This is a genomic window from Streptomyces sp. NPDC002520 (assembly GCF_053595235.1).
On sequence record NZ_JBSFXG010000043.1, the window covers coordinates 47625 to 72516 of the forward strand.

Consider the following 24892-nt stretch of genomic DNA (forward strand, 5'->3'; position numbering starts at 1 on the left):
CGATATGCGGCTCCGCCGCGTGGGCGCGACAAGCCCCCACGCACCCGCACCCCGCAACGGCGATCAAGCAGCAGCCCGGAACCGCGTAGTGCGATGCACCGGATCCGTGTCGATCTTCGGAATCACGTGCTCCCCGATCAACCGGATCGTCTGCAGCGTCTCCTCCTTCGGCACCCCCACCGGCAATCCGAAGCTCAACTGGTCCGCCCCCGCCTGCTCCCACCGCTTGCACTGGCGCAGCACCTCGTCCGGGTCCCCGCAGATGAGCAGCTCCTCCTCCACGAGCAGTTCCACGAACTCCGGCGTGTACTGCGGCAGCGTCTCCGGCCACTCCGGGAACCCCTCCGGCCGGGGGAACGTGTCGTGGTACCGGAACACCAGCGAGGGCAGGTAGTGCAGCCCGCCGTTGACCGCGATGTCGATGGCCTCCGCGTGCGTGGGTGCGCAGATGGCGGTGGTCGTCACCATCACGTTGTCGTTGACGAAGTCCCCGACGGGTTCCGCGTTGACGACCGCCGTCTTGTACTGCTCCAGCACCCACTCCATGTCGGAGACCTTCTGAATGCTGAAGCCGAGGACGCCGAGGCCCTTCTTGGCGGCCATGGAGTAGGACGCGGGCGATCCGGCCGCGTACCACATCGCCGGGTGCGACTTCCCGTACGGCTTGGGGAGCACCTTGCGCGGCGGGAGCTGCCAGTGCTTGCCCTGGAAGCCGGTGTACTCGTCCTGGAGCCACATCTTCGGGAACTCGGCGATCGTCTCCTCCCAGATCTCCTTCGTGTAGTTCATGTCGGTGATCCCGGGGAGGAAGCCGAGGATCTCGTGGCTGCCGGCGCCCCGCCCGCTGCCGAACTCGAAGCGGCCCTCGCTGAGGTGGTCCAGCATGGCGACCTTCTCGGCGACCTTGACCGGGTGGTTGACCTGGGCGAGCGGGTTGAAGATCCCGGAGCCGAGGTGGATGCGGTCGGTGGCGTGGGCGAGGTAGCCGAGGAAGACGTCGTTGGCGGACAGGTGCGAGTACTCCTCCAGGAAGTGGTGCTCGGAGGCCCAGGCGTACTTGAAGCCGGACTTGTCCGCCTGGATGACGTACTCGGTCTCCTCCATCAGCGCCTTGTGCTCGGCCAGCGGGTCGGTCTCGGCGCGCTTGCCCACGTATCCCTGTACGAAGAGCCCGAATTCCACGGCGGTTCACCGTCCTCACGTTATCTGACACACCGTCAGGTTCTGTCTGGCCGACTGTCGCACCGGCCGCACCGGCCGTCAATAGCTGATGGACAGTCAGATGCCTGTCGGATGTAGGTCAGATGATGCTGACCCCGGCCAGCCAGCCTCCGTCGATCACGAACGGCTGCCCGGTGATGTACGACGAGTCGTCCGAGGTGAGGAAGAGGGCCAGCCGGGCCACCTCCTCCGGCTGCCCCACCCGCCCGAGCGGCACGAGCTTGCGGTACAGCTCGTCCAGGGCCCGGCTCGTCTCCGCCGGGTCGGCGTCCGGGTCGAGGCGGCCCGGGTTCGACATCGCCGTGTCGATCGCGCCCGGACAGACCGCGTTGACCCGGATCCGCCGGCCCGCCAGCTCCAGCGCGGCCACCCGGGTCAGCCCGAGAACCGCGTGCTTGGTGGCGACGTACGTGCCCACCGCCGCCATGCCGGTGAGCGCCGTGTAGGAGGCGGTGTTGACGATCGTGCCCCCGTCCTCCAGCTCCGGTGCCACGGTCTTCATGCCCAGGAAGCAGCCGACCTGGTTGACCTGCACCACCTGCATGAACTCGTCGAGCGGGGTGTCCACGAGGGCGTTGAAGCGCAGGATGCCCGCGTTGTTGACCAGCCCGTCGATGCGCCCGTACGCCGCTTTGACCGCCGCGACGGCCTCCCGCCAGCCGTCCTCGGTGCCGACGTCGAGGTGGACGTAGAGGGCCCCGATCTCCTTGGCCAGGGCCTCCCCCTGGTCGTCCAGCACGTCCGCGACGACGACCCGCGCGCCCTCCTCGCGGAACAGCCGTGCCTCCTGCTCGCCCTGCCCGCGCGCCGCCCCGGTGATGACGACGACCCGTCCGTCCAGCTTGCCCATGACGTCCTCCTCAGTTCAGCCGGGGTGCGACCTCGGCCCCGAACACGGCGATCTGGTCGATGAGTTCGCTGCGGCTCCGGCTGCGGAACCGCACCTGGATCTGGTCCACGCCCATCGCGCGGTAGGCCCGCAGCGACTCGGCGATCTCCTGCGCCGGCCCGGCCAGGGTGCTCCGCCCGACCTCCCAGCCGGCCCGGCCGACGTACAGCGGCTCGGTGATGGCGCCGATCGTGCAGGGCGCCTCGATGCCCGCCTCGGCGCGGATGCGCCGCAGCCTGTCGATCTGGGCGGGCAGCCGGTCCCGGGGATCCCCCTGCGGCAGCCAGCCGTCGCCCTTCAACGCGGCCCGGCGTACGGCGGCGGGAGAGGAGCCGCCCACCCAGAGGGGGACGTGCTCCTGGGCGGGCCGGGGGCGCTGGCCGAGGCCCTCGAAGTCGAAGAGCTTACCGTGGTGTTCGGGGAACTCCTCCGGCCCGAGGGCGGCCCGCAGCGCGTCGATCGTCTCGTCGAGGACGGCCCCGCGCCGCTCGAAGTCCACGCCGAGCGCCTCGAACTCCTCCCGCACGTGCCCGGCCCCGACCCCCAGGATCAGCCGGCCGCCGGACAGCTGGTCGAGGGTGGCGTACTGCTTGGCGGTGAGCAGCGGGTGGCGCAGTCCGACGACGGCCACGTGGCTGAGCAGCCGGACGCGCTCGGTCACGGCGGCGAGGTGGGCGAGGGTGGCGACCGGGTCGTACCAGACCGTGCTCATCGCCGCGACCAGCCGGCGCGGGACGCCGACGTGGTCGCAGGAGGCGAGGTAGTCGAACCCGGCGCGGTCCACGGCCCGCGCGATCTCGACGAGGTCGGCGGGCCCGGCGGCGGTCTCCCAGTCCTCGGTGTAGAGGGTGCTCTGGGACTGCACGGGCAGCTGGATGCCGTACGTGAGGCTCACCGGGGACTCCACAGGGCTCACCGGGGGCTCCACAGGCCGTCCGGGGTCAGCCCCAGCAGCTCGATCGCGTTCCCCCGGACGATCCGCTCGACCACGTCGGGCGTCAGATGCCCCATCTGGGACTCGCCGACCTCCCTGGACTTCGGCCAGGTGGAGTCGGAGTGCGGGTAGTCGGTCTCGTACAGGACGTTGCCGACGCCGATGGAGTCGAGGTTCCTGAGGCCGAAGGCGTCGTCGAAGAAGCAGCCGTAGACGTGCTCGGCGAACAGCTCGGACGGCGGCCGGTGAACCTTGTCGGCGACGCCGCCCCAGCCCCGGTTCTCCTCCCAGACCACGTCCGCGCGCTCCAGGATGTACGGGATCCAGCCGATCTGCCCCTCGGCGTACATGATCCGCAGGTTCGGGAAGCGCTCGAACTTGCCGCTCATCAGCCAGTCGACCATCGAGAAGCAGCAGTTGGCGAAGGTGATGGTGGAGCCGACGGCGGGCGGGGCGTCGGCGGAGGTGGACGGCATCCGGCTGCTGGAGCCGATGTGCATGGCGACGACCGTGCCGGTCTCGTCGCAGGCCGCGAGGAACGGGTCCCAGTCGTCGCCGTGGACGGACGGCAGGCCCAGGTGCGGGGGTATCTCGGAGAAGGCGACGGCCCGCACCCCGCGTTCGGCGTTGCGCCGCACTTCCGCCGCCGCCAGCTCGGCGTCCCACAGCGGGACGATGGTGAGAGGGATCAGCCGGCCCCGCGCCTTCGGGCCGCACCACTCCTCGACCATCCAGTCGTTGTAGGCGCGCACGCACAGCAGACCCAGCTCCTTGTCGCGGGCCTCGGTGAAGGTCTGGCCGCAGAAGCGGGGGAAGGTCGGGAAGCACAGGGCGGACTGGACGTGGTTGACGTCCATGTCGGCGAGGCGCTGCGGGACGTCGTACGAGCCCGGCCGCATCTGCTCGTACGTGATGACTTCGAGCTTGATGTCGTCCCTGCTGTAGCCGACGGCGGTGTCGAGGCGGGTGAGGGGGCGGCGCAGGTCCTCGTAGACCCACCAGTCGCCGAGCGGGCCGTCGTCGCCCGGTTCGCCCATGACGGGCTTGAACCGCCCGCCCAGGAAGGTCATTTCCTTCAGAGGTGCGCGGACGATGCGCGGACCGGTGTCCAGGTACCGCTTGGGAAGCCGGTCCTGCCACACCGTGGCGGGCTCAACGGTGTGGTCGTCGACCGAGATGATCAGGGGGAAGGGCGCTGTCGTCGAGGTCTCCATGAGCCTCACGGTAGCGCTGATCTGACGGACCGTCAGCTACTGTTTCGGAGGTTCGGGGCGCGGAGAGAGTGTGAGGGCCTTGTGCACTCCCCTGCGCCGCGCTGTGATCGGCGTCTCCCACGGCTGACGCAACCGCCGTGAACAAGGCAAACTGACGGAGTTGTTCGGAATGCCTAGGGGGCGAACGGATGGACGGTGGGCCGCGAGTACCACGGCAGCGGCGCTCCGGCACCGCGGCTGTCGCGGAGCCGGTCGCGTCGCGCTTCAGCGTGCTCGGTCCGGTGCGTGCCTGGCGTGACGGGGAGCCGCTCAACACCGGCTCCCCGCAGCAGCGCGCCCTGCTGGCCGCCCTGCTGCTGCGCGAGGGCCGTACGGCGACGGCGCCGGAGCTGATCGACGCCCTCTGGGGCATCGAGCCACCGTCCCAGGCGCTGGCGGCCCTGCGGACGTACGCGTCCCGGCTGCGGAAGATCCTGGACCCCGGGGTCCTGGTCAGCGAGTCCGGCGGGTACGCGGTGCGCGGTCTCGACGAGGGCGCGCTGGACCTCGCGATCGCGCAGGAACTGGCGGCGGAGGCGGAGAAGGCGCGCGGGGCCGGTGACCTGCACCGGGCCCGTTCGGTGCTCGGCCAGGCCCTGGACCTCTGGGACGGCGAGCCGCTGGCGGGCGTCCCCGGCCCCTACGCGGAGGCTCAGCGGGCCCGGCTGGAGGAGTGGCGGCTGGGGCTGCTGGAGTCCCGCCTCGACATGGACCTCGAACAGGGCTGCCACGCGGAGGCGGTCTCGGAACTGACGGCTCTCACCGCGGCCCACCCTCTGCGGGAGCGCCTGCGCGAGCTGCTGATGCTCGCCCTGTACCGCAGCGGCCGCCAGGCGGAGGCACTGGCGGTCTACGCCGACACCCGCCGCCTCCTCGCCGAGGAACTCGGCGTGGACCCGCGCTCCGGCCTGCGCGAGCTGCAACAGCGCATCCTCCAGGCGGACCCGGCCCTCGCGGAGCCCTCGGCGCCGGCGGCGGAACCCCCCGTGGTCCAGGTACGCCCCGCCCAACTCCCCGCTTCCGTCCCCGACTTCACCGGCCGCACCTCCTTCGTCTCCGAGCTGAGTGACGTACTGGCCTCGGCGTCGGAGGCCGAGGGCCGCGTCATGGCCGTGTCCGCGCTGGCCGGCATCGGCGGCGTCGGCAAGACGACCCTGGCGGTCCACGTCGCCCACCGGGCCCGCACCGCCTTCCCGGACGGCCAGCTGTACGTGGACCTCCAGGGGGCGGGACCGCGTCCCGCGGAACCGGAGACGGTCCTGGGCTCGTTCCTGCGTGCCCTGGGCACGGCCGACTCCGCGATCCCCGACTCGCTGGAGGAACGGGCGGCCCTGTACCGCTCGGTGCTGGACGGCCGCCGGATCCTGGTCCTGCTGGACAACGCGAAGGACGCCGCCCAGGTACGACCGCTGCTCCCCGGCACCGAGGGGTGCGCGGCGCTGGTCACCTCCCGCGTCCGGATGGTCGACCTGGCCGGGGCCCACCTCGTCGACCTGGACGTCATGTCCCCGGACGAGGCTCTGGCGCTGTTCACGAAGATCGTGGGCCAGGAGCGGGTGGCCGCCGAACGCGAGGCCGCCCTCGACGTCGTCGCCGCCTGCGGCTTCCTCCCCCTGGCCATCCGCATCGCCGCCTCCCGGCTGGCGGCGCGCCGCACCTGGACGGTCTCGGTCCTGGCGGCCAAGCTGGCGGACGAGCGTCGCAGGCTGGACGAGTTGCAGGCCGGCGACCTGGCGGTCAAGGCCACATTCGAACTGGGCTACGGCCAGCTGGAGCCCGCCCAGGCCCGCGCCTTCCGCCTGCTGGGCCTGGCCGACGGCCCCGACATGTCACTGGCGGCCGCAGCGGCCGCCCTGGACCTGCCGCTGGAGGACACGGAGGACCTCCTGGAGTCCCTGGTCGACACCTCCCTCCTGGAATCCGCCGCTCCGGGCCGCTACCGCTTCCACGACCTGGTCCGCCTCTACGCCCGCGCCTGCGCGGAACGCGACGAACACCCGCCGAGCGAGCGGGGCGCGGCGATGTCGCGGCTGCTGGACTTCTATCTGGCGACCGCGGCGGGCGGCTACCTGATCGAGCGTCCGGGCGACCGGCTGGTGGATCACCTGGAGCCGACGGAGTACCCCGGGCTGTCCTTCGAGAACCGGCACAAGGCCCAGGACTGGCTGTACGCGGAGGCCGTCTGCCTGCTCGCGTGCGTACGCCAGTCGACCCGGCCCGATCAGCTCAGGCGCGCGGTGGACCTGCTGTGGGCCGCCATCGACCTGGCCGAGTCGGGGGCCAACTCCCGGGAGTACGAGGCGACCGGAAGCGCCGTCCGCGCGGCCGCCGAAGCCTTGGGCGACCAACAGGCGCAGGCCCGCGCCCTGGTGACGCTGGCCAACGGCCACCACTTGTCCGGCCGCTTCGAGCTGGCGGACGAGGAGGCGGCCCGGGCCATACGGCTGGCCGAGCTGGCGGGGGACCCCCTGCCCCAGTGCTGGGCGTCCAACATGGTCGGGATCATCGCGCTGTACCAGGGCCGGCACGAGGCCGGTGAGAGGCATCTGACCCGGGCCATCGAGAGCTTCCGGTCCGCCGGAGACCGGCCCGGCGAGGCCAGCGCCCTGTGCAACCTCTCGCGGATCCACCTGGCGATGGGCCGTACCGCCAGCGCGGTGTCCCTGGCCCAGCAGGGCACGGACATGTACGACGACATGGGCCACGCGTTCAAGGGCGCCAACGGGCGGTACGCGCTGGGCCTCGCGCTCACGCAGAGCGGGCAGCTCGACCAGGCCGCCGAACGTCTCGAGGAGGCCCACGAGGTGTTCCGGGACAGCCGGCAGCGCCTGTGGGAGGGCATGACGCTCTTCCGCCTCGCCGAGGTCGACCTCGCCGCCCGGCGCCTGGCACAGGCGGCGACGTACGCGGAATCGGCGCTGACCCTCCTGCGTGGGATCGGCGGCGAATGGCGGCGCGGCCAGGTGCTCACTGCGCTCGGGCGGGCCCTGAGCGGCATCGGGCAGAGCGGTCGCGCGCAGGTCTGTCTGCAGGAGGCCCTGGGCATCTTCGAGGCGCTGGGCACGCCGGAGGCCGACGAGGTGCGGGCGCTGCTCGAGCCGCGCGCGGTCGCCTGAGCGCGGCCTCCTGCGCGTTCATCGTTCGTTTATCGCCGCACGGCACCATCAGTGGTGTCGATCCGTCGCGCTGGGGGGCAGAGCGGACGTCAAGTGGCCGCACTTTATGGTGTACCGGCCCAGAAATGCCCGTCCGGCAGCCCTCGGGGGAGCTGCCGGGCGGGCCTTTCCGACCCGACGCACAGAAACATCAGGGGAGCACTCATGAGCGACGCCAAGAAGACCGACCACGCGGAGACCTCGGCCGACGAGGTGACCACGCTGAACAGCCACGCCACCAGCGAGCCCATCAAGCCCGTCACCGCCCTGGGCGCCGGCGAGACCGGCACCATCGCCACGCCGGACAACAGCCACGCCACGGACGAGAAGGCCTGACCGGACTTTCCGACCGACGGGGGAGTCGGCCGCGGCGGCACCGAGGGGGAGCCGCCGCGGCCGCGGCATGTCCGGACGGCACCGCGGCCTCGGCCCGGCGCCGGTTCACCGCCCCCGCAACTCCCCCTTCACCACCTTCCCGCTCGCGTTCCGCGGCAGCTCCCCCACGAACTCCACCGCTCTCGGCACCTTGTAGTTGGCCATCTCGCGGCGGGACCAGGCGATCAGGTCGTCGGAGGTCAGGACCGAGTCCGGCCGGCGCACCACGAACGCCTTGCCGACCTCCCCCAGCCGCGCGTCCGGGACGCCGATCACCGCCACGTCCGCCACGTCCGGGTGCACGCCGAGGAGTTGCTCTATCTCGGCCGGGTACGCGTTGAAGCCGCCGACGATGAACATGTCCTTGAGGCGGTCGGTGATACGGAGGTTGCCGGCCTCGTCCAGGACGCCGATGTCGCCGGTGCCGAGCCAGCCGTCCGGGGAGATCGTCTCCGCGGTGGCCGCCGGGTCCTCGAAGTAGCCCCGCATGACGTTGAAGCCCCGGACCCGCACTTCACCAGGGGTGCCGGGTGGTACCGGGGTGCCGTCGGCGGCGGTCACCTTCACCTCCGTGCCCGGGATCGCCCGGCCGGAGGTGGTGGAGATGACGGACGGGTCGTCGCCGCGGCGGCACATCGTGACGAAGCCGCTGGCCTCGGAGAGGCCGTAGGCGGTGAGGACGGTGTCGATGCCGAGTTCGCCGTGCAGGCGCTCCACCAGCCGCAACGGCACCACCGCCGCGCCCGTCACCACCAGGCGCAGGGCGGAGAGGTCGTGGGCGGCGCGGGAGGGGTGGTCGAGGAGGGACTGGTGGAGGGTGGGCGGGCCCGGCAGGACCGACACCCGTTCCGCCGCGATGTTCGCCAGTGCCGTGTCCACGTTGAACACCGGTTGCGGGATCATCGTCGCCCCGCGCATCAGGCAGGCGATCACGCCGGCCTTGTAGCCGAAGGTGTGGAAGAAGGGGTTGACGATGAGGTAGCGGTCCGTGCTGCGCAGGCCCGCCAGGTCGGCCCAGATCGCGTAGGCCGTCAGCGTCTGTTCGTGGGTGATCATCGCACCCTTGGGGCGGCCGGTCGTCCCCGAGGTGAAGATGATGTCGGAGAGGTCAGGCCCGGCCAATTCGTCTGCACGCGCACGGACTTCGGACTCCGCCACCCCCTCCCCGCCCGCCAGGAAGTCCTTCCACGTGAGGAAGTCCTGCGGGGCGTCGTCCGAGAGGACCACGATCCGTTCCAGGGCGGGAAGCCCTGGCAGCGGGGCCGGGCCCGCCGGGACGCCCTCCCCCGCCGCGCGCCGGAGCGAGGCCACGTACGAGGTGCCGAGGAAGGTGCCCGTCACGAACAGCAGCCGGACCCCGCTCCTGCGCAGCACGTCCGCCGCCTCCGCCCCCTTGAAGCGGGTGTTGAGCGGCACCAGGACCGCGCCCGCCGTCACCGCGCCCAGTGCCGCGACCATCCAGTCGAGGGAGTTGGGGGCCCAGACGGCCACCCGGTCGCCGAGCCGTACCCCGCTCGCGAGGCAGGCGGCGGCCGCGCGCTCGACGCGGGCGCCGAGTTCGGCGTACGTGATCCTCGTACGGCCGTCGACCACCGCCTCGGTGTCCGCGTACCGCTCGGCCGACCATCGCACCAGGCGGGGGATGGTGCGCCATTCGCCCCAGTCGTTCACAGCTGGCCTCCCCTGCGCACGCGTAGCTGACTGACCGTCAGATTAGCTGTAACCTGACGGCCTGTCAGCACAGGAGGGGTGGGTGGATGTGACATGGCCGGACCTGGGTTGAAGGACGCGACCGCCATCGTCGGGATCGGACAGACTCCTTTCGCCAAGCAGCTCCCGGAGGACGAGAAGACACTCGCGTGCCGTGCCGTGCTCGCCGCGCTGGACGACGCCGGGATCGCGCCCGGTGAGGTCGACGCCGTCGCCTCCTACACGATGGAGGAGACGGACGAGGTCGAGCTGGCCAAGGCGGTCGGGTTCGGGGATCTGACCTTCTTCAGCAAGGTGGGGTTCGGGGGTGGCGGGTCCTGCGCGACCGTCGCCCATCTCGCCGCGGCCATCGCCTCCGGGCAGGCCGGTGTCGGGGTGGCGTGGCGGTCGCGGAAGCGGGGCAGCGGGGCCAGGCCGTGGACCGACACGGCCGTCCAGCTGCCCACTCCGGCCCAGTGGACCCGGCCCTTCGGGCTGCTCCGGCCCGCCGACGAGATCGCGATGCTGGCGCGCCGCTATATGCACGAGTACGGAGCCACGCGCGACCACCTGTTCAACGTCGCCCTCGCCTGCCGCAACAGGGCCAACCAGAACCCCGCCGCCGTGATGTACGAACGGCCGCTCACCCGCGATATGTACATGACCTCCCGGTGGATCAGCGAGCCCCTCTGCCTCTTCGACAACTGCCTGGAGACGGACGGGGCGTTGGCCTGTGTGATCGTCGGCAGGGAGCGGGCCCGGGACTGCCGGCAGGCACCCGTGTACGTCCACTCCACCGCCCAGGCGCTGCCCGCCCAGCACCACGGCATGGTCAACTACTGGAACGACGACCCCCTCACCGGCCCGGCCTGGAGCGCCGCCCGGCATCTGTGGAAGCACGCCGACCTCACACCCGAGGACGTGGACGTGGCGCAGATCTACGACGCGTTCACGGCGCTGATACCCCTGTCGCTGGAGGGATACGGCTTCTGCGGGCGCGGCGAGGGCGGGGCCTTCACCGAGCAGGGCGCCCTGGAGATCGGGGGGCGGCTGCCGGTCAACACCGGGGGCGGCGGGCTCTCCGAGGCCTATGTGCACGGCTTCAACCTGATCAACGAAGGGGTGAAGCAACTGCGTGGAACCAGTACCGCGCAGGTCCCGGGCGCCGCCACCTGTCTGGTCACCGCCGGCGAGGGTGTCCCCACCTCCGCCCTTCTGCTGAGGAGTTGAGCCAGCCATGCTGACCCCCGTCACCGACACGGACGGCGCCCCCTTCTGGGAGTACGCCGCCCGCGGCGAGCTGCGCGTCCAGGCCTGTGCCGACTGCGGTGAGACCCGTTTCCCGCCCCGCCCCTGCTGCCCGCACTGCCAGTCCTTCGGGAGCGAGTGGCGGCCGGTGTCGGGGCGGGGGCGCGTGTGGTCGTACGTCGTGCCGCATCCGCCGCTGCTGCCCGACTACGCGGAGCAGGCGCCGTACAACGTGGTCGTCGTGGAGCTGGAGGACGCGCCCCGGATCCGGCTGGTGGGCAATCTGGTGCCCCGGGCCGGGGCGCCGCTGGGCTCCTTCGATCCGCGGCGCATCAGGATCGGCGCCCGGGTGCGGGTGGTCTTCTCCGACGGGATTCCGCAGTGGGTGCCGGCGTGAGCGCCCTCCTCCTGTCCGTCGACAAGGACAGCGGTGTCGCCGTCGTCACCCTGAACCGGCCCGAGCGGCTCAACGCGATCGACGCGGAGATGGTCCGGGAACTCGGCGAGGTGTGGGGGCGGTTGCGGTTCGACGACTCCGTGCGGGCCGTCGTGCTCACCGGGAGCGGCGAGCGGGCCTTCTGCACCGGGATCGACCGGGACTACGTCGTGCCGCAGCCGTCGTCGCCGTACATGCAGGACGATCCGCTGCTCGCCGTCGGGCCGAAGGCGTGCGGCCTGTGGAAGCCGGTCGTGGCCGCCGTGCACGGCATGGCCTGCGGCGGCGCCTTCTATCTGCTGGGCGAGAGCGACTTCGTTCTCGCCGACACCACGGCGACGTTCTTCGACCCGCACACCACGTACGGCATGGTCAGCGCCTACGAGTCCATGCTCATGGCGAGCCGCATGCCGTACGGCGAGGTCGCGCGGATGATGCTCATGGGCGGCGCGGAACGGCTCTCCGCTCAGCGCGCCCACACCATCGGGCTCGTGTCCGAACTTACTGAGCGGGGCGGGGCGTTGGAGGCGGCGACCCGCTGTGCCGCAGTCATCGCCGGGTACCCCACGGAGGGGGTGCAGGGGACCGTGCGCGCGCTGTGGGCGGCCCGTGAGGCGGGCCTGGCGCAGGCGTACGCGCAGGCTCCGCACCTCGTCGCACTCGGGAACCTGCCGGCCGAACGCCAGGCGGAGCTGTTCGGCGCACGGCGGCAGGAGTTCCGCCTGCGCTAAGCGCTCCGCTGGAAAGCTGGTGCGTCATCCGCGGGTCCGCCGTGGCTGGTCGCGCAGTTCCCCGCGCCCCTCTGGGGCGCTACCGAACCGCGCCGGACTTCGCCGGACCCGCTTGGCGGCGGGCGGGCGCTACGGCCTGAGGTCGGCCTCCCGGTCGGCCTGGCAGTGGTCGACGGAGGCCAGGAGGTCGTCACCGACGGTCACCCGGGCGGTCGCCTTGCCGTGGGCGGGCACCGAGACCTCCGAGGAGGAGTTCACGAGGAGTGAGCTGCCCGCGTCGTCGTAGAAGGTGACCCAGGCCTGGAAGTAGGCCTCGCGGCTGTTGGGGTTGGTGATCTCGACCGTCGCGTACGGCCTCTTGTCGCTCGCGCAGCTGATCAGCCTCGCCGTGCCGTCCTTGAGCGCCGAGCCGGTGCCGCTGCCGGAGGGGCTGGAGGTGACGCGGTGCGTGGGGCGGCGGGTGTAGCCGCCTCCAGTGCCGCTGTAGCCGCTGCTGCCGTCGTCGTCGGAGCCGTACGAGGAGCCGCCCGATGTGTCGTACGAGCCACCTCCGGACGACGAGGACGACGAGGACGACGACGAGGTGTCGTGGTCCGAGTGCGAACTGCTGCAGCCTCCGCCGCCGCTGCCGCTGCCGTGCCGGCTGCTGTGCCCGTGCCGTGAGAAGCCGGTCAGGGCCAGCACCACGAGTGCCAGCACCGCCGTGAACCTGATTCCGCGCCCCCGAGTCGTCATGTCGTCACACTATCGGGGGCATGGGGGCGTTCACCGCGTGCGGAAGCAAACCCGCACGGAACCCGGACCGAACCCGTACAGGACCCGGACCGTATCCGTACAGGACCCGGACCACACCGACCACACCCGGCCCGGTCACGCCGTGCGCGCGGTCCCCGTCCCCTTCTCCGCGTCCAGCGCGTACACGCAGCGGTCCTTGCTGCACGCGTACACGACCCCGTCCTTGACGACCGGGGAGCCGGTGATCTCGCCGCCGGTGGCGAGCTTCCAGCGCAGCCGGCCGTCGTCGGCCTTCAGGGTGTAGAGGAGGTGGTCGGTGGAGCCGAAGTGGATGCGGCCCTCGGCGACCGAGGGGGCGCCCACGACGTCGCCGCCCGCCTGGAAGCGCCACTTGGGGGTGCCGGTGACCGCGTCCAGGGTGTACAGACCCTTGCCGCTGCCGACGTGGACGTGGCCGGCGGCCACCAAGACCGGTTCGACGGAGGCACGGGACTCGGTGGCGATGCGCCAGCGGTCGCGGCCGTCGGTGGAGTCGAGGGCGTAGACCGTGCCGAGGTAGTCGGCGAGGTAGACGCCACCGCCGGTGACCGCGGGGCCGGGCGCGAAGGCGGGCGGGCAGAGGAAGACCGCGGGGGCCTCGAAGTGCCAGCGCACCCTGCCGCTCGCCACGTCGATGGCGAGGACGCGGGTCCCGGCGGCGACGTACACGTAGCCGTCGGGGGCCGGGGTGATGCGGACCGGGACGCCGCCGCAGGAGGCCGCGTCGCCGATGGGGTACGACCAGCGCTCGTCGCCGGTGCGGGCCTCCAGGGCGCGCAGCCGGGCGTCCTGCCAGACGTAGACCGTGCCGTCGTGGACGGTGGGGCCGGCCTCGGGCGACTCGAAGTCGGTCTGGCAGCCGGAGATCTCCCACAGTTTCTGGCCGCCGGACGCCTCCCAGGCCTGGACGCCGCCGCCGCGGGTGCCGGTGACGACGGTGCCGCGGTCGGCCTTGAGGGAGTAGACCCAGGCGTCCGTGGACAGCCGCCACAGGTCGGTGCCCTCGCGGGCGTCCAGGGCGAAGAGGGTGGGGCCGTCGGAGGCGTGGATACGGCCGTCGGCGACGGCCATGGACCAGGCGACGTCGCGGGTCTTGAAGCGGCGGCGGCCGGTGGCCACGTCGAGGGCGTGCACTTCGAAGGAGGTGACGTAGACGAGGTCGCCGGCGACCGACGGGGTGCCCCAGACGTCGTTGGACATGCGGAACCGCCAGGGGCGCCAGCCTGCGGGCTCCGGGGGCGCGGCCTGGGCGGGCGGTACGGCAGGGCCCACGGCAGGATCCGTGCCGCCCACGCCGGGGCGCGGGCGGGACCAGTTGGCGACCAGGCCGGCCTCGGGCGGGGGCGCCTTGACGGCGGCGGCGCGGGCGTCGGCGACGCGCGGGCCGGGGCCGATGGGCACCTGGGCGCCGGCCAGGCGGACCGGGCCGGCGTCGGGGGCGCCGACGGGCACGGGGGCCGGGACGGCGGGGTCGTAGGACGGCGGCGGCGGGGGCACGGCCGGGCGTCCGCCGCTGCGGGGGGCGGTGAGGGCGGGCTTCGCGGGCGGGCGGCCGCCGCGGCGGCCCTCGATGAGGGCGACGGCCTTCTCGGGCAGCCAGGCGGAGGCGGTGCCGCTGTCGTCGGAGCCGGAGCCGAAGAGGTGCGGGGCGAGCTGGGCCTGGAGGTCGGCGGGGCTGGGGCGGCCGGTCGCCTCCATCTGCATGCAGACCTCGATGAGCGGGCGCAGCTCGTCCGGGAGGCCGGTGAGGTCCGGGCCCTCGCGCAGCAGCATGAAGACCGTCTCGACCGGGTTGGCGCCGTGGAAGGGCGGGTGGCCGGTGGCCGCGAAGACCAGCATGGAGCCGAGCGAGAAGACGTCGCTGGCGCCGGTGACGCTGCGGGAGTCCTTGGCCTGCTCGGGGGACATGTAGGCGGGCGTGCCGACGGCGACGTTCGTCATCGTCAAACGGGTGTTCGAAACGCCGGAGGCGATGCCGAAGTCGATCACCCGGGGGCCGTCCTCGACCACCAGGACGTTGGAGGGCTTCAGGTCGCGGTGGACCAGGCCGGCGCCGTGGATGGACTGGAGGGCCTCGGCGACGCCCGCGGCGAGCCAGCGCACGGCCTGGGCCGGGAGCGGCCCGCAGTCGTTCACTATCTCCTCGAGCGAGGGCGCGGGGACGTACGCGGTGGCCAGCCACGGCACGGCGGCGCGCGGGTCGGCGTCGACCACGGCGGCCGTGTAGAAGCCGGAGACCGCGCGGGCCGCCTCCACCTCGCGGGTGAAGCGGACCCGGAAGAGCTGGTCCTCGGCCAGCTCCGTGCGGACCGTCTTGATCGCCACGCGCCGGCCGGACGCCGAGCGCGCCAGATAGACCAGCCCCATGCCGCCGGCCCCCAGCCGGCCGAGCACCTCGAACGGCCCGATCCGCCGCGGATCGTGCTGTGTCAGCTGATCCACCACTGCCTGCCACCTCCCCGTACGAGCCGCGCCATCACCATATGGACGCGACCGAAGTGCAGCGTCTCACCACCGCACCGCCATGGCGGCACGCACCCTGATTCTTCCTGGCCGAGCGGCCGGTTGCGAACCCGGTGACGTATCGGGGTGTCTCGTGCCTAATACCGCCATTTCACCGCCAGGGCGCAGCCGCCCCGCCGGTACGCCGGCGCGGATCACCGTCGCGGCGAGGCCCCCTCACCGCTGCAGCAGCGCGAACGACGCCCCCTGATTGTCGGTGACGACGGCCACCCGCCCGTACGACGCCACGAAGGGGGGCACCTGGATCCGCCCGCCGAGCCGCTGGACGGTCCCGAGGGCGCCGTCCAGGTCCGCGACCCGGAAGTGGGTGAGGAAGTGCGGGGGCATCTCTGCCGGGAAGACCTCGGAGACGTCGGCACGGCCGAAGTCGGGCTCGTTGCCCTCGCCGAACAGGGCGTCGTGGAAGAGATCGCCGTAGAAGGTGTTCGCGGCGGCGACGTCGCGGGTGTACAGCTCGGCCCAGACGAAGGTGCCCGGCGCGTGCCGCCGCCCGAAGCCCTGGTGGGTGCCCGGCTGCCACAGCCCGAAGACCGCCCTTCCGGGGTCTGCGGCGAGGGCGGCGGTGCCCAGGTCCTCCACTTCCGTGGGGGCCATCACGAGCTGTCCACCGGCCGCCGTGATCCGCCGGGCGAGCGCCCGGGCGTCCGGGGTGGCGAAGTACACCGTCCAGACGGTGGGCAGCCGGCCGTCCGCCTTCTGGGCCAGCGTCGCGACGGGCTCGCCGTCGAGCCGGGCCAGCACGGAGGAGCCGAACGCGGCCTCGAAGGTCCACCCGAAAAGCTCACCGTAGAACCGCTTGCCCGCCTCGACGTCGGACAGCTGGGCGTCCACCCAGCACGGGACGCCCTCTCCGTACACCGATGCCCTGTTTTCGGCCATGTCGCCAAAGTAGCCGGGTCGCGCGCACCGCGCAGACCAGCCACACCATCCCCGGTTCCCCCGTGCACCCCATTTGCAGTCGGCCGAATCGCGCTCCGATCACCCCTCGGTAAGCTGACGGCATGACAGGACAAGTGCGTACCGTCGACGGCCGCGTGGCCGGCCGGCGTGGGCAGGCGACCCGGCAGAAGCTGCTCGACTGCCTCAGCGAGATGCTCAGCTCCTCCCCCTACCGGGACGTCAAGGTCATCGATGTCGCCCGGAAGGCGGGCACTTCGCCCGCGACCTTCTACCAGTACTTCCCGGACGTCGAAGGCGCCGTCCTGGAGGTCGCCGAGCAAATGGCCACCGAGGGCGCCGGGTTGACCGAGCTGCTCGAGGGGCGTGCCTGGGTCGGCAAGGCCGGATGGCAGACCGCGCAGGAACTCGTGGACGGATTCCTGGAGTTCTGGCGAAGGAACGACGCGATCCTGCGCGTGGTCGACCTCGGCGCCGCCGAGGGGGACAAACGGTTCTACAAGATCCGCATGAAGATCCTGAACTCGGTGAACAACTCCCTTTCGGACGCCATCGCCGAGTTGCAGGCCAAGGGCCGGGTCGACAAGGACGTGAACCCGGCGGCCGTCGCGGGTTCGCTGGTCGCGATGCTCGCGGCCGTGGCCGCGCACCAGAAGGGTTTCCAGACCTGGGGCGTGAAGCAGGCCGAACTCAAGCCGAATCTGGCGCTGTTGGTGCACCTGGGCGTGACCGGCAAGAAGCCGACGAGATAACGCCCCGGGGCAGCACCCGGGGGCGCGCGTCCTGTCTGGCAGGCGGTGGTTCACGACCGGTGAACCACCGCCTGCGGCGCTGTGAGGGCCCGTTCGGGCGCGTACGGCGCGGGTTCACGCCGGCAACGGCCGGTCCTTCACGACGTGCTTCATCACCAGCGTCGAGGTGAGCCGCTGCACGCCCGGCAGGGTCGCGAGCCGCTCGTCGTACAGCCGCTGGAAGGCGGCGAGGTCGGCGGTGGCCACGCGCAGCAGATAGTCGGGCTCACCGAACAGCCGCTGGGCGTCCAGGACGTGATCCAGCTCGCCGACCGCCCGCTCGAACTCGGCGACCGTCTCCCGGTCCTCCTGGCGCATGGAGACGAAGACCAGCGCCTCGAAGTTCAGCCCGAGGGCGGTCGCGTCCACCACCGCCCGGTAGCCCTGGATGGCGCCGGAGCGCTCCAGCTCGCGCAGCCGCCGGTGACAGGGCGAGACGCTGAGCCGCACCCGAGCGGCCAGCTCGGTCACGGTCAGCCGCCCGTCCCGCTGCAGCTCGGCAAGGATTTTCCGGTCCACGTCGTCCATGGAGAAGATCTTTGCTCAGATCTCGCGATCACGGGCAAACTTCGGGAACACCTTCGGACCATTCGCGCCTAATGTCGCCTTCATGGACTCGGGACTGCTCTTCTCCTTCCTCGCCGTCGACCTGCTGCTGGTGTGCGTGCCGGGCGCCGACTGGGCGTACGTCATCGCGACCGCCCTGCGCGGCCGCTCGGTGCTGCGCGCGGTCGCGGGTCTGGTCTCCGGGTACGCCCTGCACACGGTGCTGGCGACGGCGGGCCTCGCGGTCCTGGTGGCGGGCTCGCCCCGGCTGCTGACGGCGCTGACCGTGGCGGGCGCCGGGTACCTGCTGTGGCTGGGGTGGAGCGTGCTGCGCCGCCCGGCGGTGCCGGGCGCGGCGGACGAGACCCCGGGCACGGACGGGCGCCTCTTCCTGCGCGGCGCCACGATCAGCGGCCTGAATCCCAAGGGGCTGCTGCTCTACCTCTCCGTGCTGCCCCAGTTCCTCACCCTCCGGGGCTCCCACCTGCCCGTCCCCGCCCAGACGGCGGCGCTGGGCCTGCTCCACATGGCCTGCTGCGCGGCCGTCTACCTCACCGTCGGCACGTTGTCGCGTGCGCTGCTCTCCGCGAGGCCGGCTGCGGCTCGGGCGGTGACGCGGACGTCGGGGGCGGCGATGCTGGGGATCGGGGCGGTGTTGCTGGTGGAGCGTCTGGCGACGCTGTAGCTCCGCGGGGAGGGCGGTCAGGGAGTCAGCTCCGCGGGGAGGGCGGTCAGGAAGTCGCGATCGCCGTCAGCCGGAAGACCCTGATCTCTCGTTCCACCCGGGCCTGGTAACTGGCGTACGGCGGCCAGAACGTCAGCAGCGCCTTCCAGGCCGCTGCCCGCTCCTCCCCCGCCAGCAGTCGCGCGGTGACCGCGATGTCCCGTCCCTTCCAGCTGATCGAGGCGTCCGGGTGGGCGAGGAGGTTGTGGGTCCAGGCAGGGTGTTCGGTCCGGCCGAAGTTGGAGCCGACCAGGAGCCAGCCGCGCCCGTCCGCCTCCGGCATGCAGGCGAGCGGGGTGCGGCGGGGCAGCCCGCTCTTCGCTCCGGTCGCGGTGAGGATCACCCCGGGCAGCAGCTGCGTGCTGAGCAGGTACCGGCCCCGGGTGAGCCGGTGGACGGTCCGGTCGAGGGCCGGGATCACATGCGGGGCGACCTTGGCGAAGCCTCGCGTGGAGGAGAGCCGCTGCACGAACCGCACGCCGGCGTCGCTTCTCACACCGCCACCTCCCTGCACGCGAACAGCCCGGCCCGCTCGGCCGCCCGGTCCCGCAGCCGGTGCACGGGCCCGAAGAGCAGCTCGTCCCCGGCCGCCCGCTTGAAATACAGGTGAGCCTCGTGCTCCCAGGTGAACCCGATCCCCCCGTGCAACTGGATCGCCTCCCCGGCCGCGAGCCGCAACGCCTCCAACGCCTGCGCGAGCGCGATCCCGCCGACCCGCTCGGCATTCGCTTGGGCCGGCGCCACCGGGGCCAGCGCCGACGACGGGCCGTGAGACACCGACGGCGGGTTCGCCCCGAGGGGGCCATCCGCACCGGGCGACGAGAGCTGCACGGGTGGTGCGGGTGGGTGCACCCCCGAGGCCGAGGCACCGCGGCAAGAGGCCCACGCGGCGTAGTACGCGGCCGACCGAGCCGCCTGCACCGCCACATACACGTCCGCGAGCCGGTGCTTCACGGCCTGGAACGAACCGATGGGCCGCCCGAACTGCTCCCGCTGTCCGACGTACTCCACGGTCCGCTCCAGCACCCGTTCCGCCGCACCCACGGCCTCGGCCGCCAGCACGGCCGCGACGGTGTCGCCGAGTGCCGCGAGCGCGGGCAGTACGTCCTCCTCGCCCGAGCCCAGCACCTCGGCCCGCACGTCGCGCAGTTGGACGCGCCCCTGCGGCCGGGTGCTGTCGAGGGCGGTGCGCCGGGTCCGTACGACTCCGGGCGCGTCCCCCGCCACCAGGAACAGCAGGATCCGGGACCGCGCGAACCCTCCGGTGTGCGCGGCGACGACGAGCAGTCCGGCGCTGTGCCCGTCGAGCACCTGGTCGACCTGCCCGTACAGCCGCCACCCGTCCCCCGCGTGCCGGGCCTGTACGCCTCCCGCCCGGCCGCCGCCGGCCCACTCTCCTTCGTTGTCGCGGGTGAGGGCCAGGGCGGTGGTGAGGGCGGGCCCGGGGACGGCGAGGGTGGCGGTGAGGGTTCCGGCCGCGATGCGGGGCAGCAGGTCGGTGCGCTGGGCGTCGGTGCCGAGGGCGAGGAGCAGCGGGGCCGCGAGGAGTGAGGTGGCGGTCAGCGGGGAGGGGGCGAGCGCCCGTCCCAGTTCCTCGCAGGCGAGGGCGAGCTCGGTGACCGAGCAGCCGGTGCCGCCGTACTCCTCGGGGAGAGCGAGTCCCGGCAGGCCGAGGCGCTCGGCGAGGGCCGACCACAGGGCGGGGTCGTACCCCGCCGGGCTCTCGACGGCGGCCCGCAGCTCCTCGGGGCCGCAGCGTTTGCTCAGCAGCTCGCGCAGGGTGCGGCGGATCCCCTCCTGCTCGGCGGTCAGGCGCGTGTCCATGGCTCATCCCTCCGGCCGGATCTGACGGGCAGTCATATTAGGCCTGGAGCGCGGCGAAGCACAGGGGCGCGCCCCCTGCCGCGCCTCACCAAATCTGATGTACCGTCAGATTCATGACCTCAGGGAGCCGGAAAGTCGCCGTGGCGGGGGTGGCCCTCTCCGACTGCGGCCGGGTGGACGACGCGACCCCGTACGCCCTGCACGCCCAGGCGGCGCGCCGCGCCCTCGCCGACGCGGGCCTCGACCGGTCCGTCGTGGACGGCTTCGCCTCGGCCGGTCTCGGCACGCTGGCCCCGGTGGAGGTGGCCGAGTACCTGGGCCTGCGCCCCACCTGGGTGGACTCCACCTCCGTCGGCGGCTCCACCTGGGAGGTGATGGCGGCCCACGCGGCGGACGCGATCGCCGCGGGCCACGCGAACGCCGTCCTGCTGGTGTACGGCTCGACGGCCCGCGCGGACATCAAGGCGGGCCGCAGAACGGGCAACCTGTCCTTCGGCGCGCGCGGCCCCCTCCAGTTCGAGGTCCCCTACGGCCACACCCTGATCGCCAAGTACGCGATGGCGGCCCGCCGGCACATGATCGAACACGGCACGACGGTCGAGCAGTTGGCCGAGGTCGCCGTACAGGCCAGGGCCAACGCGGCCCTGAACCCGGAGGCGATGTTCCGCGAACCGATCACGGTGGACGACGTCCTGTCCGGCCCGATGATCGCCGACCCCTTCACCAAGCTGCACTGCTGCATCCGCTCGGACGGCGGCGCGGCGGTGCTGCTGGCGGCCGAGGAGTACGTGCGGGACTGCCGTACCGCCCCGGTCTGGGTCCTCGGCACCGGTGAGCACGTCTCGCACGCGGCGATGTCCGAGTGGGAGGACTTCACGGTCTCCCCGGCGGCGGTCAGCGGCCGGCTCGCCTTCGAGCGGGCCGGGGTGCGCCCGGCCGAGATCGACTTCGCGGAGATCTACGACGCCTTCACGTACATGACCCTGGTGACCCTGGAGGACCTGGGTTTCTGCGCCAAGGGCGAGGGCGGGGCGTTCGTGGAGAAGGGCCGGCTGCTGGTGCGCGGCGGGGAGCTGCCGGTGAACACCGACGGGGGCGGTCTGTCGGCCCAGCATCCCGGGATGCGCGGGCTGTTCCTGCTGGTGGAGGCGGTGCGGCAGCTGCGGGGCGAGGGCGGGGAGCGGCAGGTGCGCGGCGGGGACGGGGAGCTGCCGCGGCTGGGCGTGGCGTCCGGGACGGGGGGCTGGTTCTGCTCGTCCGGGACGGTGGTGCTCGGCCGGAACTGATCGGCCGGGGGCCGCGCGGGAAGACGGCTCGTGACGTCCGGCGTCGGTGCCGGCGCCGGAGCGGTGGGTGTCGTCGGATCTGGGCCAGGTGTGAGCATGAGGGGATGGGAACTGATCTCCACGCGACTCTGAGGTCGCTGCGGGTGTGGGACGCGGGGACGACGACGCTGCCGCCCTTCGAGCCCGGCACCGCGCCACCCACGCCCCTGCTCCTGTTCACCACCTGGTTCGAGCAGGCGGTGAAGGCGGGCCAGCCGGAGCCGCACACGATGTCGCTCGCGACGACCGACGCCGAGGGGAACCCGGACGTCAGGATCGTGATGCTGCACGGCGCCGACGCCGACGGCTGGTCCTTCGCCACCCACGCCACCAGCCGCAAGGGCCGGGCCCTGGCCGCCCACCCGTACGCGGCCCTCGCCTTCTACTGGCCGGTGCTGGGCCGCCAGGTGCGGGTGCGCGGCCCGGTGACCTCCGCGCCGGCCCAGGAGAGCCAGGCCGACCTGCACGCCCGCTCGACCGGCGCCCTCGCGGCGGCCCTCACCGGCCGGCAGAGCGAGGACCTGCCCTCGCTGGACGACCTGCGCGAGGCCTCGGCCGCCGCCTGGGACCGGGCCCGGCAGAACCCCACGGAACCCTCCCCGACCTGGACCCTCTACCGGCTCCGCCCCGAGACGGTGGAGTTCTTCCAGGGCGACCCCGAGCGCCGCCACGTACGACTGGAGTACCGGCGCACGGAGTTCGGCTGGAGCCGGACCCTGCTGTGGCCGTGAGGACGACGCCCATTGCTCGCCGCCAGGATGCATCCGCTCATGATCCGGGCCCGTCGGCCGGCCTGAACACCGGTTTTCCGTCGTGGAAGGTCACGCGGAGGGGCATGTCGGCGGACGCGTCCCGGCCCGCGCACTCCACCAGTTCGGTCATCATGCGCGGCCCTTCCGCGAGATCGACCACGGCGGCGACGTAGGGGGTGCGGTCGCCGAAGGGCGGGAGGTCGTTGCGGTGGACCGTGGACCAGGTGTAGAGGGTGGCCCGGCCGCTCGCCTCCTCCCAGGTGACGTCCTCGCTCCAGCAGTGGGGGCAGAACTCGCGGGGGTAGTGGTGGGCCCGGCCGCAGCTTCCGCAGCGGCGGATCAGCAGGCGGCCGGCGGCGGCCGCGTCCCAGTAGGGCCGGGTGAACTCGTCGATCTCCGGTACGTCGAAGCGCGCCGCGCCCATCAGAACCACCTCACCGCGTCATCCATCAGAGCCACCTCACCGCTCAGAGCCACCTCACCGCTCAGAGCCACCTCACCGCTCAGAGCCACCTCACCGCTTCCGTCAGAACCAGCCCAGCGCCGCGTCCACCGACCACGTCTGCCAGGCCATCCCGAAGAACCCGGCCGCCGAGATCAGCGCCATCATCGAGTTCTGGCCCTGTTCCGCCCAGTCGTGGATCATGAGGACGAAGTAGACCGCGTTCAGGAGCAGGCCGCCCACCAGGGCGATCGGGGTCAGGAAACCCAGGATCAGGCCGAGTCCGAGGGCCAGTTCGGCGTAGGCGACGACGTACGCCATCAGCTTCGGCCGGGGCTTCACCACCACCTCGAAGCCCGCCCGTACCGGCGCCCACCGGTGTTTCCCGGCCACGCCCGCCGCCCAGGCGATGCCCTCCCCACGCCCGAACCAGGCCTTCTTGTCCTTGTGCCGCCAGCTCTCCAGCCACCACAGGCCGAGGCCTATGCGCAGCACCGCGAGCCACTCCGCGCCGTCGAGCCAGATCGTCTCCATGTATCTGACGGTACGTCAGATAACGAGGATTGCCGAGAGGTTCGACCGAGAGGTCCGGCATCGATCCGCGTCGATAGATCATGCGGACACCGCTCGCACGCACCGCCTCCGAGTCCGTCACATCCGTGACTCCTGGAGCACTGGTTCCGCCCACTCCCCCCACTGGCGTGATCAATCCGCAACCAATTCCGGTCTTGACCGAGACCCATCAACCAGGTGCGTGATTACGCTCGCGCTCATGGCAGCCTCCCGCCCCTCCTCCGCACCCCTGACGCGGACCACCGACGACCGTCCCGTCTACGTCATCGGCGCCGGCCCCGGCGGTCTCGCCGTCGCGTCCGCGCTGCGGGCACGCGGCGTACGGGCGGTGGTGCTGGAGAAGGCCGACCAGGTCGGCGCGTCCTGGCGGCGCCACTACGACCGGCTGCGCCTGCACACCACGCGCAGACTGTCCGCGCTGCCGGGCCTCGCGATGCCCCGGAGGTTCGGGCGCTGGGTGTCCCGGGACAACGTGGTGCGCTACCTGGAGAAGTACGCCGAGTACCACGAGCTGGAGATCGTCACCGGCGTCGAGGTGTTCCGGATCGACCGGGCGGCGGACGGGGAGGACTGGCTGCTGCACGCCTCGGGCGGGCGGGAGCTGACGGGCAGCGCGGTGGTCGTCGCGACCGGCTTCAACCACACCCCGCACGTGCCCGACTGGCCGGGCCGCGGGGAGTACGACGGCGAGTTCCTGCACGCCTGCGACTACAGCGACGCCGGGCCGTACGCCGGCCGGGACGTGCTGGTCGTCGGGGTCGGCAACACCGGGGCCGAGATCGCCGTGGACCTGGTGGAGGGCGGCGCCGCGCGAGTCCGGCTGGCCGTGCGGACCATCCCGCACATCGTGCGCCGCTCGACCGCCGGGTGGGCCGCCCAGTACACGGGCGTGCTGGTGCGGCGGCTCCCGGTGAGGCTGGTCGACCGGCTCGCGCGGCCGCTGGCGAAGGTCAGCACGCCGGACCTGTCGGCACAGGGGCTGCCCCGCCCGGACACCGGGCTGTACAGCAGGGTCGAGGAGGGGGCGATCCCCGTGCAGGACGTCGGTCTGATCGACGCCGTGCGGACGGGGAAAGTGGAGGTCGTGGCCGCTGTCGAGGGGTTCGAGGACGGGAAGGTGGTCCTCGCCGACGGCGGCCGGATCGCGCCGGACGCCGTGATCGCGGCGACCGGTTACGCGCGGGGACTGGAGGCTCTGGTCGGGCATCTCGGGGTGCTGGACGGGCGAGGCAGACCCGTGGCGCACGGCGCCGGCACCCCGGACGGCGCGCCGGGCCTCTACTTCCAGGGCTACACCAACCCGATCAGCGGCATGTTCCGTGAGCTGGCGATCGACGCCGAGAAGATCGCGAAGGCGGTCGCCCGGAGGGGCGCGTAACGGGCACCGTCCGCGAGGCGCGGTGCGCGGGGGCGGCGCACGTGGGGCGCGGTGCGTGGGGCGCCGTCCGCGAGGCTCGGTGTGCGGGCGTCGCACGTGGGGCGCCACGCACGTGATGCCGTGCGTGAGGCCCCATGCACGAAGCGTCGTAACTTTGCCGTCCGACCCGTTCCTGACGCTGTGTCAGTTCCAGTAATCTGACACTGCGTCAGTTGAATGTGCTGTCCCACAGCGCCGACCAGCGCTGTCACACAGGAGCGGGCGGAACGATGCTTGGATCAACCCACGGCACCCTCACCACCGACTCCCGCCGGGCCCGGGTCATCGCCTGCGGCGGCCGTAGAACCGGGCCACCAGCTTGACCAGGGTCGACTTGCCCGCGCCGGTCTCGCCGACGAAGGCGACCGTCTGC

23 protein-coding genes and 1 pseudogene are annotated in these 24892 nt (G+C 72.4%); 10 read left to right on the forward strand and 14 right to left on the reverse strand.

The genetic code is table 11. The features are described from left to right. Nucleotides 1-63: 63 nt before the first annotated feature. The 4 genes from ACWD5D_RS38080 to ACWD5D_RS38095 all read right to left on the reverse strand — a co-directional run bounded on the left by ACWD5D_RS38080 (nt 64) and on the right by ACWD5D_RS38095 (nt 4258). On the reverse strand, nt 64-1182 hold the full coding sequence (locus ACWD5D_RS38080; protein WP_451377383.1) for an LLM class flavin-dependent oxidoreductase: 1119 nt from the start codon (nt 1180-1182) through the stop codon (nt 64-66). A 118-nt stretch (nt 1183-1300) separates the two neighbouring features. Further along, on the reverse strand, nt 1301-2071 hold the full coding sequence (locus ACWD5D_RS38085; protein WP_451377384.1) for an SDR family NAD(P)-dependent oxidoreductase: 771 nt from the start codon (nt 2069-2071) through the stop codon (nt 1301-1303). Between the two features lie 10 nt (nt 2072-2081). After that, nucleotides 2082-3026, reverse strand: coding sequence for an LLM class F420-dependent oxidoreductase (locus tag ACWD5D_RS38090; RefSeq protein ID WP_451377385.1), 945 nt, complete (start codon nt 3024-3026; stop codon nt 2082-2084). Beyond that, the gene (locus ACWD5D_RS38095) at nt 3023-4258 is read right to left on the reverse strand and encodes an amidohydrolase family protein (protein WP_451377386.1); all 1236 of its coding nucleotides are present in this window, start codon (nt 4256-4258) and stop codon (nt 3023-3025) included. Before ACWD5D_RS38095 ends, ACWD5D_RS38090 begins: the two co-directional genes overlap by 4 nt. 188 nt (nt 4259-4446) lie before the next feature. Between ACWD5D_RS38095 and ACWD5D_RS38100 the strand changes: the two genes are divergently transcribed. Both ACWD5D_RS38100 and ACWD5D_RS38105 read left to right on the forward strand, forming a co-directional pair. Further along, on the forward strand, nt 4447-7413 hold the full coding sequence (locus ACWD5D_RS38100) for an AfsR/SARP family transcriptional regulator (protein ID WP_451377387.1): 2967 nt from the start codon (nt 4447-4449) through the stop codon (nt 7411-7413). Nucleotides 7414-7617: 204 nt separating this feature from the next. After that, on the forward strand, nt 7618-7788 hold the full coding sequence (locus ACWD5D_RS38105) for a hypothetical protein (RefSeq protein ID WP_451377388.1): 171 nt from the start codon (nt 7618-7620) through the stop codon (nt 7786-7788). A gap of 105 nt (nt 7789-7893) precedes the next feature. Here ACWD5D_RS38105 and ACWD5D_RS38110 read toward each other — a convergent pair whose 3' ends face one another. Then, the gene (locus ACWD5D_RS38110; RefSeq protein WP_451377389.1) at nt 7894-9498 is read right to left on the reverse strand and encodes a FadD3 family acyl-CoA ligase; all 1605 of its coding nucleotides are present in this window, start codon (nt 9496-9498) and stop codon (nt 7894-7896) included. A gap of 93 nt (nt 9499-9591) precedes the next feature. Here ACWD5D_RS38110 and ACWD5D_RS38115 point away from each other — a divergent pair, with 93 nt between their 5' ends. Genes ACWD5D_RS38115 through ACWD5D_RS38125 form a run of 3 tightly spaced genes read left to right on the forward strand, consistent with a single transcriptional unit; the run spans nt 9592 to nt 11931 of the window. Further along, the gene (locus ACWD5D_RS38115) at nt 9592-10746 is read left to right on the forward strand and encodes a lipid-transfer protein (RefSeq protein ID WP_451377390.1); all 1155 of its coding nucleotides are present in this window, start codon (nt 9592-9594) and stop codon (nt 10744-10746) included. A gap of 7 nt (nt 10747-10753) precedes the next feature. Continuing rightward, on the forward strand, nt 10754-11161 hold the full coding sequence (locus ACWD5D_RS38120) for a Zn-ribbon domain-containing OB-fold protein (RefSeq protein WP_451377391.1): 408 nt from the start codon (nt 10754-10756) through the stop codon (nt 11159-11161). Then, a complete protein-coding gene (locus tag ACWD5D_RS38125) occupies nt 11158-11931 on the forward strand; it encodes an enoyl-CoA hydratase/isomerase family protein (protein WP_451377392.1) in 774 nt (257 codons plus the stop codon). The genes ACWD5D_RS38120 and ACWD5D_RS38125 overlap by 4 nt, the downstream gene beginning before the upstream one ends. A 129-nt stretch (nt 11932-12060) precedes the next feature. On the opposite strand, the gene ACWD5D_RS38130 is transcribed toward ACWD5D_RS38125, so the two are convergent. The 3 genes from ACWD5D_RS38130 to ACWD5D_RS38140 all read right to left on the reverse strand — a co-directional run bounded on the left by ACWD5D_RS38130 (nt 12061) and on the right by ACWD5D_RS38140 (nt 16107). Beyond that, nucleotides 12061-12666: a hypothetical protein gene (locus ACWD5D_RS38130; protein ID WP_451377393.1), complete on the reverse strand. Its 606-nt coding sequence runs from the start codon at nt 12664-12666 to the stop codon at nt 12061-12063. A gap of 135 nt (nt 12667-12801) precedes the next feature. After that, nucleotides 12802-15150, reverse strand: coding sequence for an outer membrane protein assembly factor BamB family protein (locus ACWD5D_RS38135; RefSeq protein ID WP_451377394.1), 2349 nt, complete (start codon nt 15148-15150; stop codon nt 12802-12804). 234 nt (nt 15151-15384) lie between these two features. Then, a complete protein-coding gene (locus ACWD5D_RS38140; RefSeq protein WP_451377395.1) occupies nt 15385-16107 on the reverse strand; it encodes a VOC family protein in 723 nt (240 codons plus the stop codon). Between the two features lie 134 nt (nt 16108-16241). Between ACWD5D_RS38140 and ACWD5D_RS38145 the strand changes: the two genes are divergently transcribed. Then, complete coding sequence (locus ACWD5D_RS38145; RefSeq protein WP_451377405.1) at nt 16242-16877, forward strand: TetR family transcriptional regulator; 636 nt, start codon at nt 16242-16244, stop codon at nt 16875-16877. Nucleotides 16878-16991: 114 nt separating this feature from the next. On the opposite strand, the gene ACWD5D_RS38150 is transcribed toward ACWD5D_RS38145, so the two are convergent. Continuing rightward, nucleotides 16992-17444 carry an Lrp/AsnC family transcriptional regulator gene (locus ACWD5D_RS38150; RefSeq protein WP_451377396.1) on the reverse strand — a complete coding sequence of 151 codons (453 nt, stop codon included), beginning with the start codon at nt 17442-17444 and terminating at the stop codon, nt 16992-16994. Between the two features lie 82 nt (nt 17445-17526). Here ACWD5D_RS38150 and ACWD5D_RS38155 point away from each other — a divergent pair, with 82 nt between their 5' ends. Beyond that, nucleotides 17527-18147, forward strand: a complete 621-nt coding sequence (locus ACWD5D_RS38155; protein WP_451377397.1) for a LysE family translocator — start codon at nt 17527-17529, stop codon at nt 18145-18147. 46 nt (nt 18148-18193) lie between these two features. Here ACWD5D_RS38155 and ACWD5D_RS38160 read toward each other — a convergent pair whose 3' ends face one another. Then, nucleotides 18194-18682, reverse strand: coding sequence for a nitroreductase family deazaflavin-dependent oxidoreductase (locus ACWD5D_RS38160; protein ID WP_451377398.1), 489 nt, complete (start codon nt 18680-18682; stop codon nt 18194-18196). Further along, nucleotides 18679-20010 (reverse strand): acyl-CoA dehydrogenase family protein, encoded by a 1332-nt coding sequence (locus tag ACWD5D_RS38165; protein WP_451377399.1) that lies wholly within the window; start codon nt 20008-20010, stop codon nt 18679-18681. Before ACWD5D_RS38165 ends, ACWD5D_RS38160 begins: the two co-directional genes overlap by 4 nt. Before the next feature lie 113 nt (nt 20011-20123). Here ACWD5D_RS38165 and ACWD5D_RS38170 point away from each other — a divergent pair, with 113 nt between their 5' ends. After that, nucleotides 20124-21296 carry a thiolase C-terminal domain-containing protein gene (locus tag ACWD5D_RS38170; RefSeq protein WP_451377400.1) on the forward strand — a complete coding sequence of 391 codons (1173 nt, stop codon included), beginning with the start codon at nt 20124-20126 and terminating at the stop codon, nt 21294-21296. A 104-nt stretch (nt 21297-21400) separates the two neighbouring features. After that, complete coding sequence (locus ACWD5D_RS38175) at nt 21401-22066, forward strand: pyridoxine/pyridoxamine 5'-phosphate oxidase (protein WP_451377401.1); 666 nt, start codon at nt 21401-21403, stop codon at nt 22064-22066. Nucleotides 22067-22103: 37 nt separating this feature from the next. Here ACWD5D_RS38175 and ACWD5D_RS38180 read toward each other — a convergent pair whose 3' ends face one another. Continuing rightward, a complete protein-coding gene (locus ACWD5D_RS38180; protein WP_451377402.1) occupies nt 22104-22511 on the reverse strand; it encodes a Zn-ribbon domain-containing OB-fold protein in 408 nt (135 codons plus the stop codon). Nucleotides 22512-22613: 102 nt separating this feature from the next. Further along, on the reverse strand, nt 22614-23063 hold the full coding sequence (locus tag ACWD5D_RS38185; RefSeq protein WP_451377403.1) for a DoxX family membrane protein: 450 nt from the start codon (nt 23061-23063) through the stop codon (nt 22614-22616). A 238-nt stretch (nt 23064-23301) separates the two neighbouring features. On the opposite strand from ACWD5D_RS38185, the gene ACWD5D_RS38190 reads away from it, so the two are divergent. Continuing rightward, the gene (locus ACWD5D_RS38190) at nt 23302-24480 is read left to right on the forward strand and encodes a flavin-containing monooxygenase (RefSeq protein WP_451377404.1); all 1179 of its coding nucleotides are present in this window, start codon (nt 23302-23304) and stop codon (nt 24478-24480) included. Between the two features lie 339 nt (nt 24481-24819). Here the strand turns inward: ACWD5D_RS38190 and ACWD5D_RS38195 are convergent. Next, nucleotides 24820-24892: pseudogene (locus ACWD5D_RS38195) on the reverse strand (ATP-binding cassette domain-containing protein); the annotation flags it as partial.

Bases quoted from the DNA above. Each gene is read 5' to 3' on its own strand.
- ACWD5D_RS38095 (WP_451377386.1), bottom strand. From the start codon at position 4,258: ATGGAGACCTCGACGACAGCGCCCTTCCCCCTGATCATCTCGGTCGAC.
- ACWD5D_RS38115 (WP_451377390.1), top strand. From the start codon at position 9,592: ATGGCCGGACCTGGGTTGAAGGACGCGACCGCCATCGTCGGGATCGGA.
- ACWD5D_RS38175 (WP_451377401.1), top strand. From the start codon at position 21,401: ATGGGAACTGATCTCCACGCGACTCTGAGGTCGCTGCGGGTGTGGGAC.
- ACWD5D_RS38140 (WP_451377395.1), bottom strand. From the start codon at position 16,107: ATGGCCGAAAACAGGGCATCGGTGTACGGAGAGGGCGTCCCGTGCTGG.
- ACWD5D_RS38155 (WP_451377397.1), top strand. From the start codon at position 17,527: ATGGACTCGGGACTGCTCTTCTCCTTCCTCGCCGTCGACCTGCTGCTG.
- ACWD5D_RS38100 (WP_451377387.1), top strand. From the start codon at position 4,447: ATGGACGGTGGGCCGCGAGTACCACGGCAGCGGCGCTCCGGCACCGCG.
- ACWD5D_RS38165 (WP_451377399.1), bottom strand. From the start codon at position 20,010: ATGGACACGCGCCTGACCGCCGAGCAGGAGGGGATCCGCCGCACCCTG.
- ACWD5D_RS38150 (WP_451377396.1), bottom strand. From the start codon at position 17,444: ATGGACGACGTGGACCGGAAAATCCTTGCCGAGCTGCAGCGGGACGGG.
- ACWD5D_RS38185 (WP_451377403.1), bottom strand. From the start codon at position 23,063: ATGGAGACGATCTGGCTCGACGGCGCGGAGTGGCTCGCGGTGCTGCGC.
- ACWD5D_RS38120 (WP_451377391.1), top strand. From the start codon at position 10,754: ATGCTGACCCCCGTCACCGACACGGACGGCGCCCCCTTCTGGGAGTAC.
- ACWD5D_RS38180 (WP_451377402.1), bottom strand. From the start codon at position 22,511: ATGGGCGCGGCGCGCTTCGACGTACCGGAGATCGACGAGTTCACCCGG.
- ACWD5D_RS38130 (WP_451377393.1), bottom strand. From the start codon at position 12,666: ATGACGACTCGGGGGCGCGGAATCAGGTTCACGGCGGTGCTGGCACTC.
- ACWD5D_RS38170 (WP_451377400.1), top strand. From the start codon at position 20,124: ATGACCTCAGGGAGCCGGAAAGTCGCCGTGGCGGGGGTGGCCCTCTCC.
- ACWD5D_RS38190 (WP_451377404.1), top strand. From the start codon at position 23,302: ATGGCAGCCTCCCGCCCCTCCTCCGCACCCCTGACGCGGACCACCGAC.
- ACWD5D_RS38105 (WP_451377388.1), top strand. From the start codon at position 7,618: ATGAGCGACGCCAAGAAGACCGACCACGCGGAGACCTCGGCCGACGAG.
- ACWD5D_RS38085 (WP_451377384.1), bottom strand. From the start codon at position 2,071: ATGGGCAAGCTGGACGGACGGGTCGTCGTCATCACCGGGGCGGCGCGC.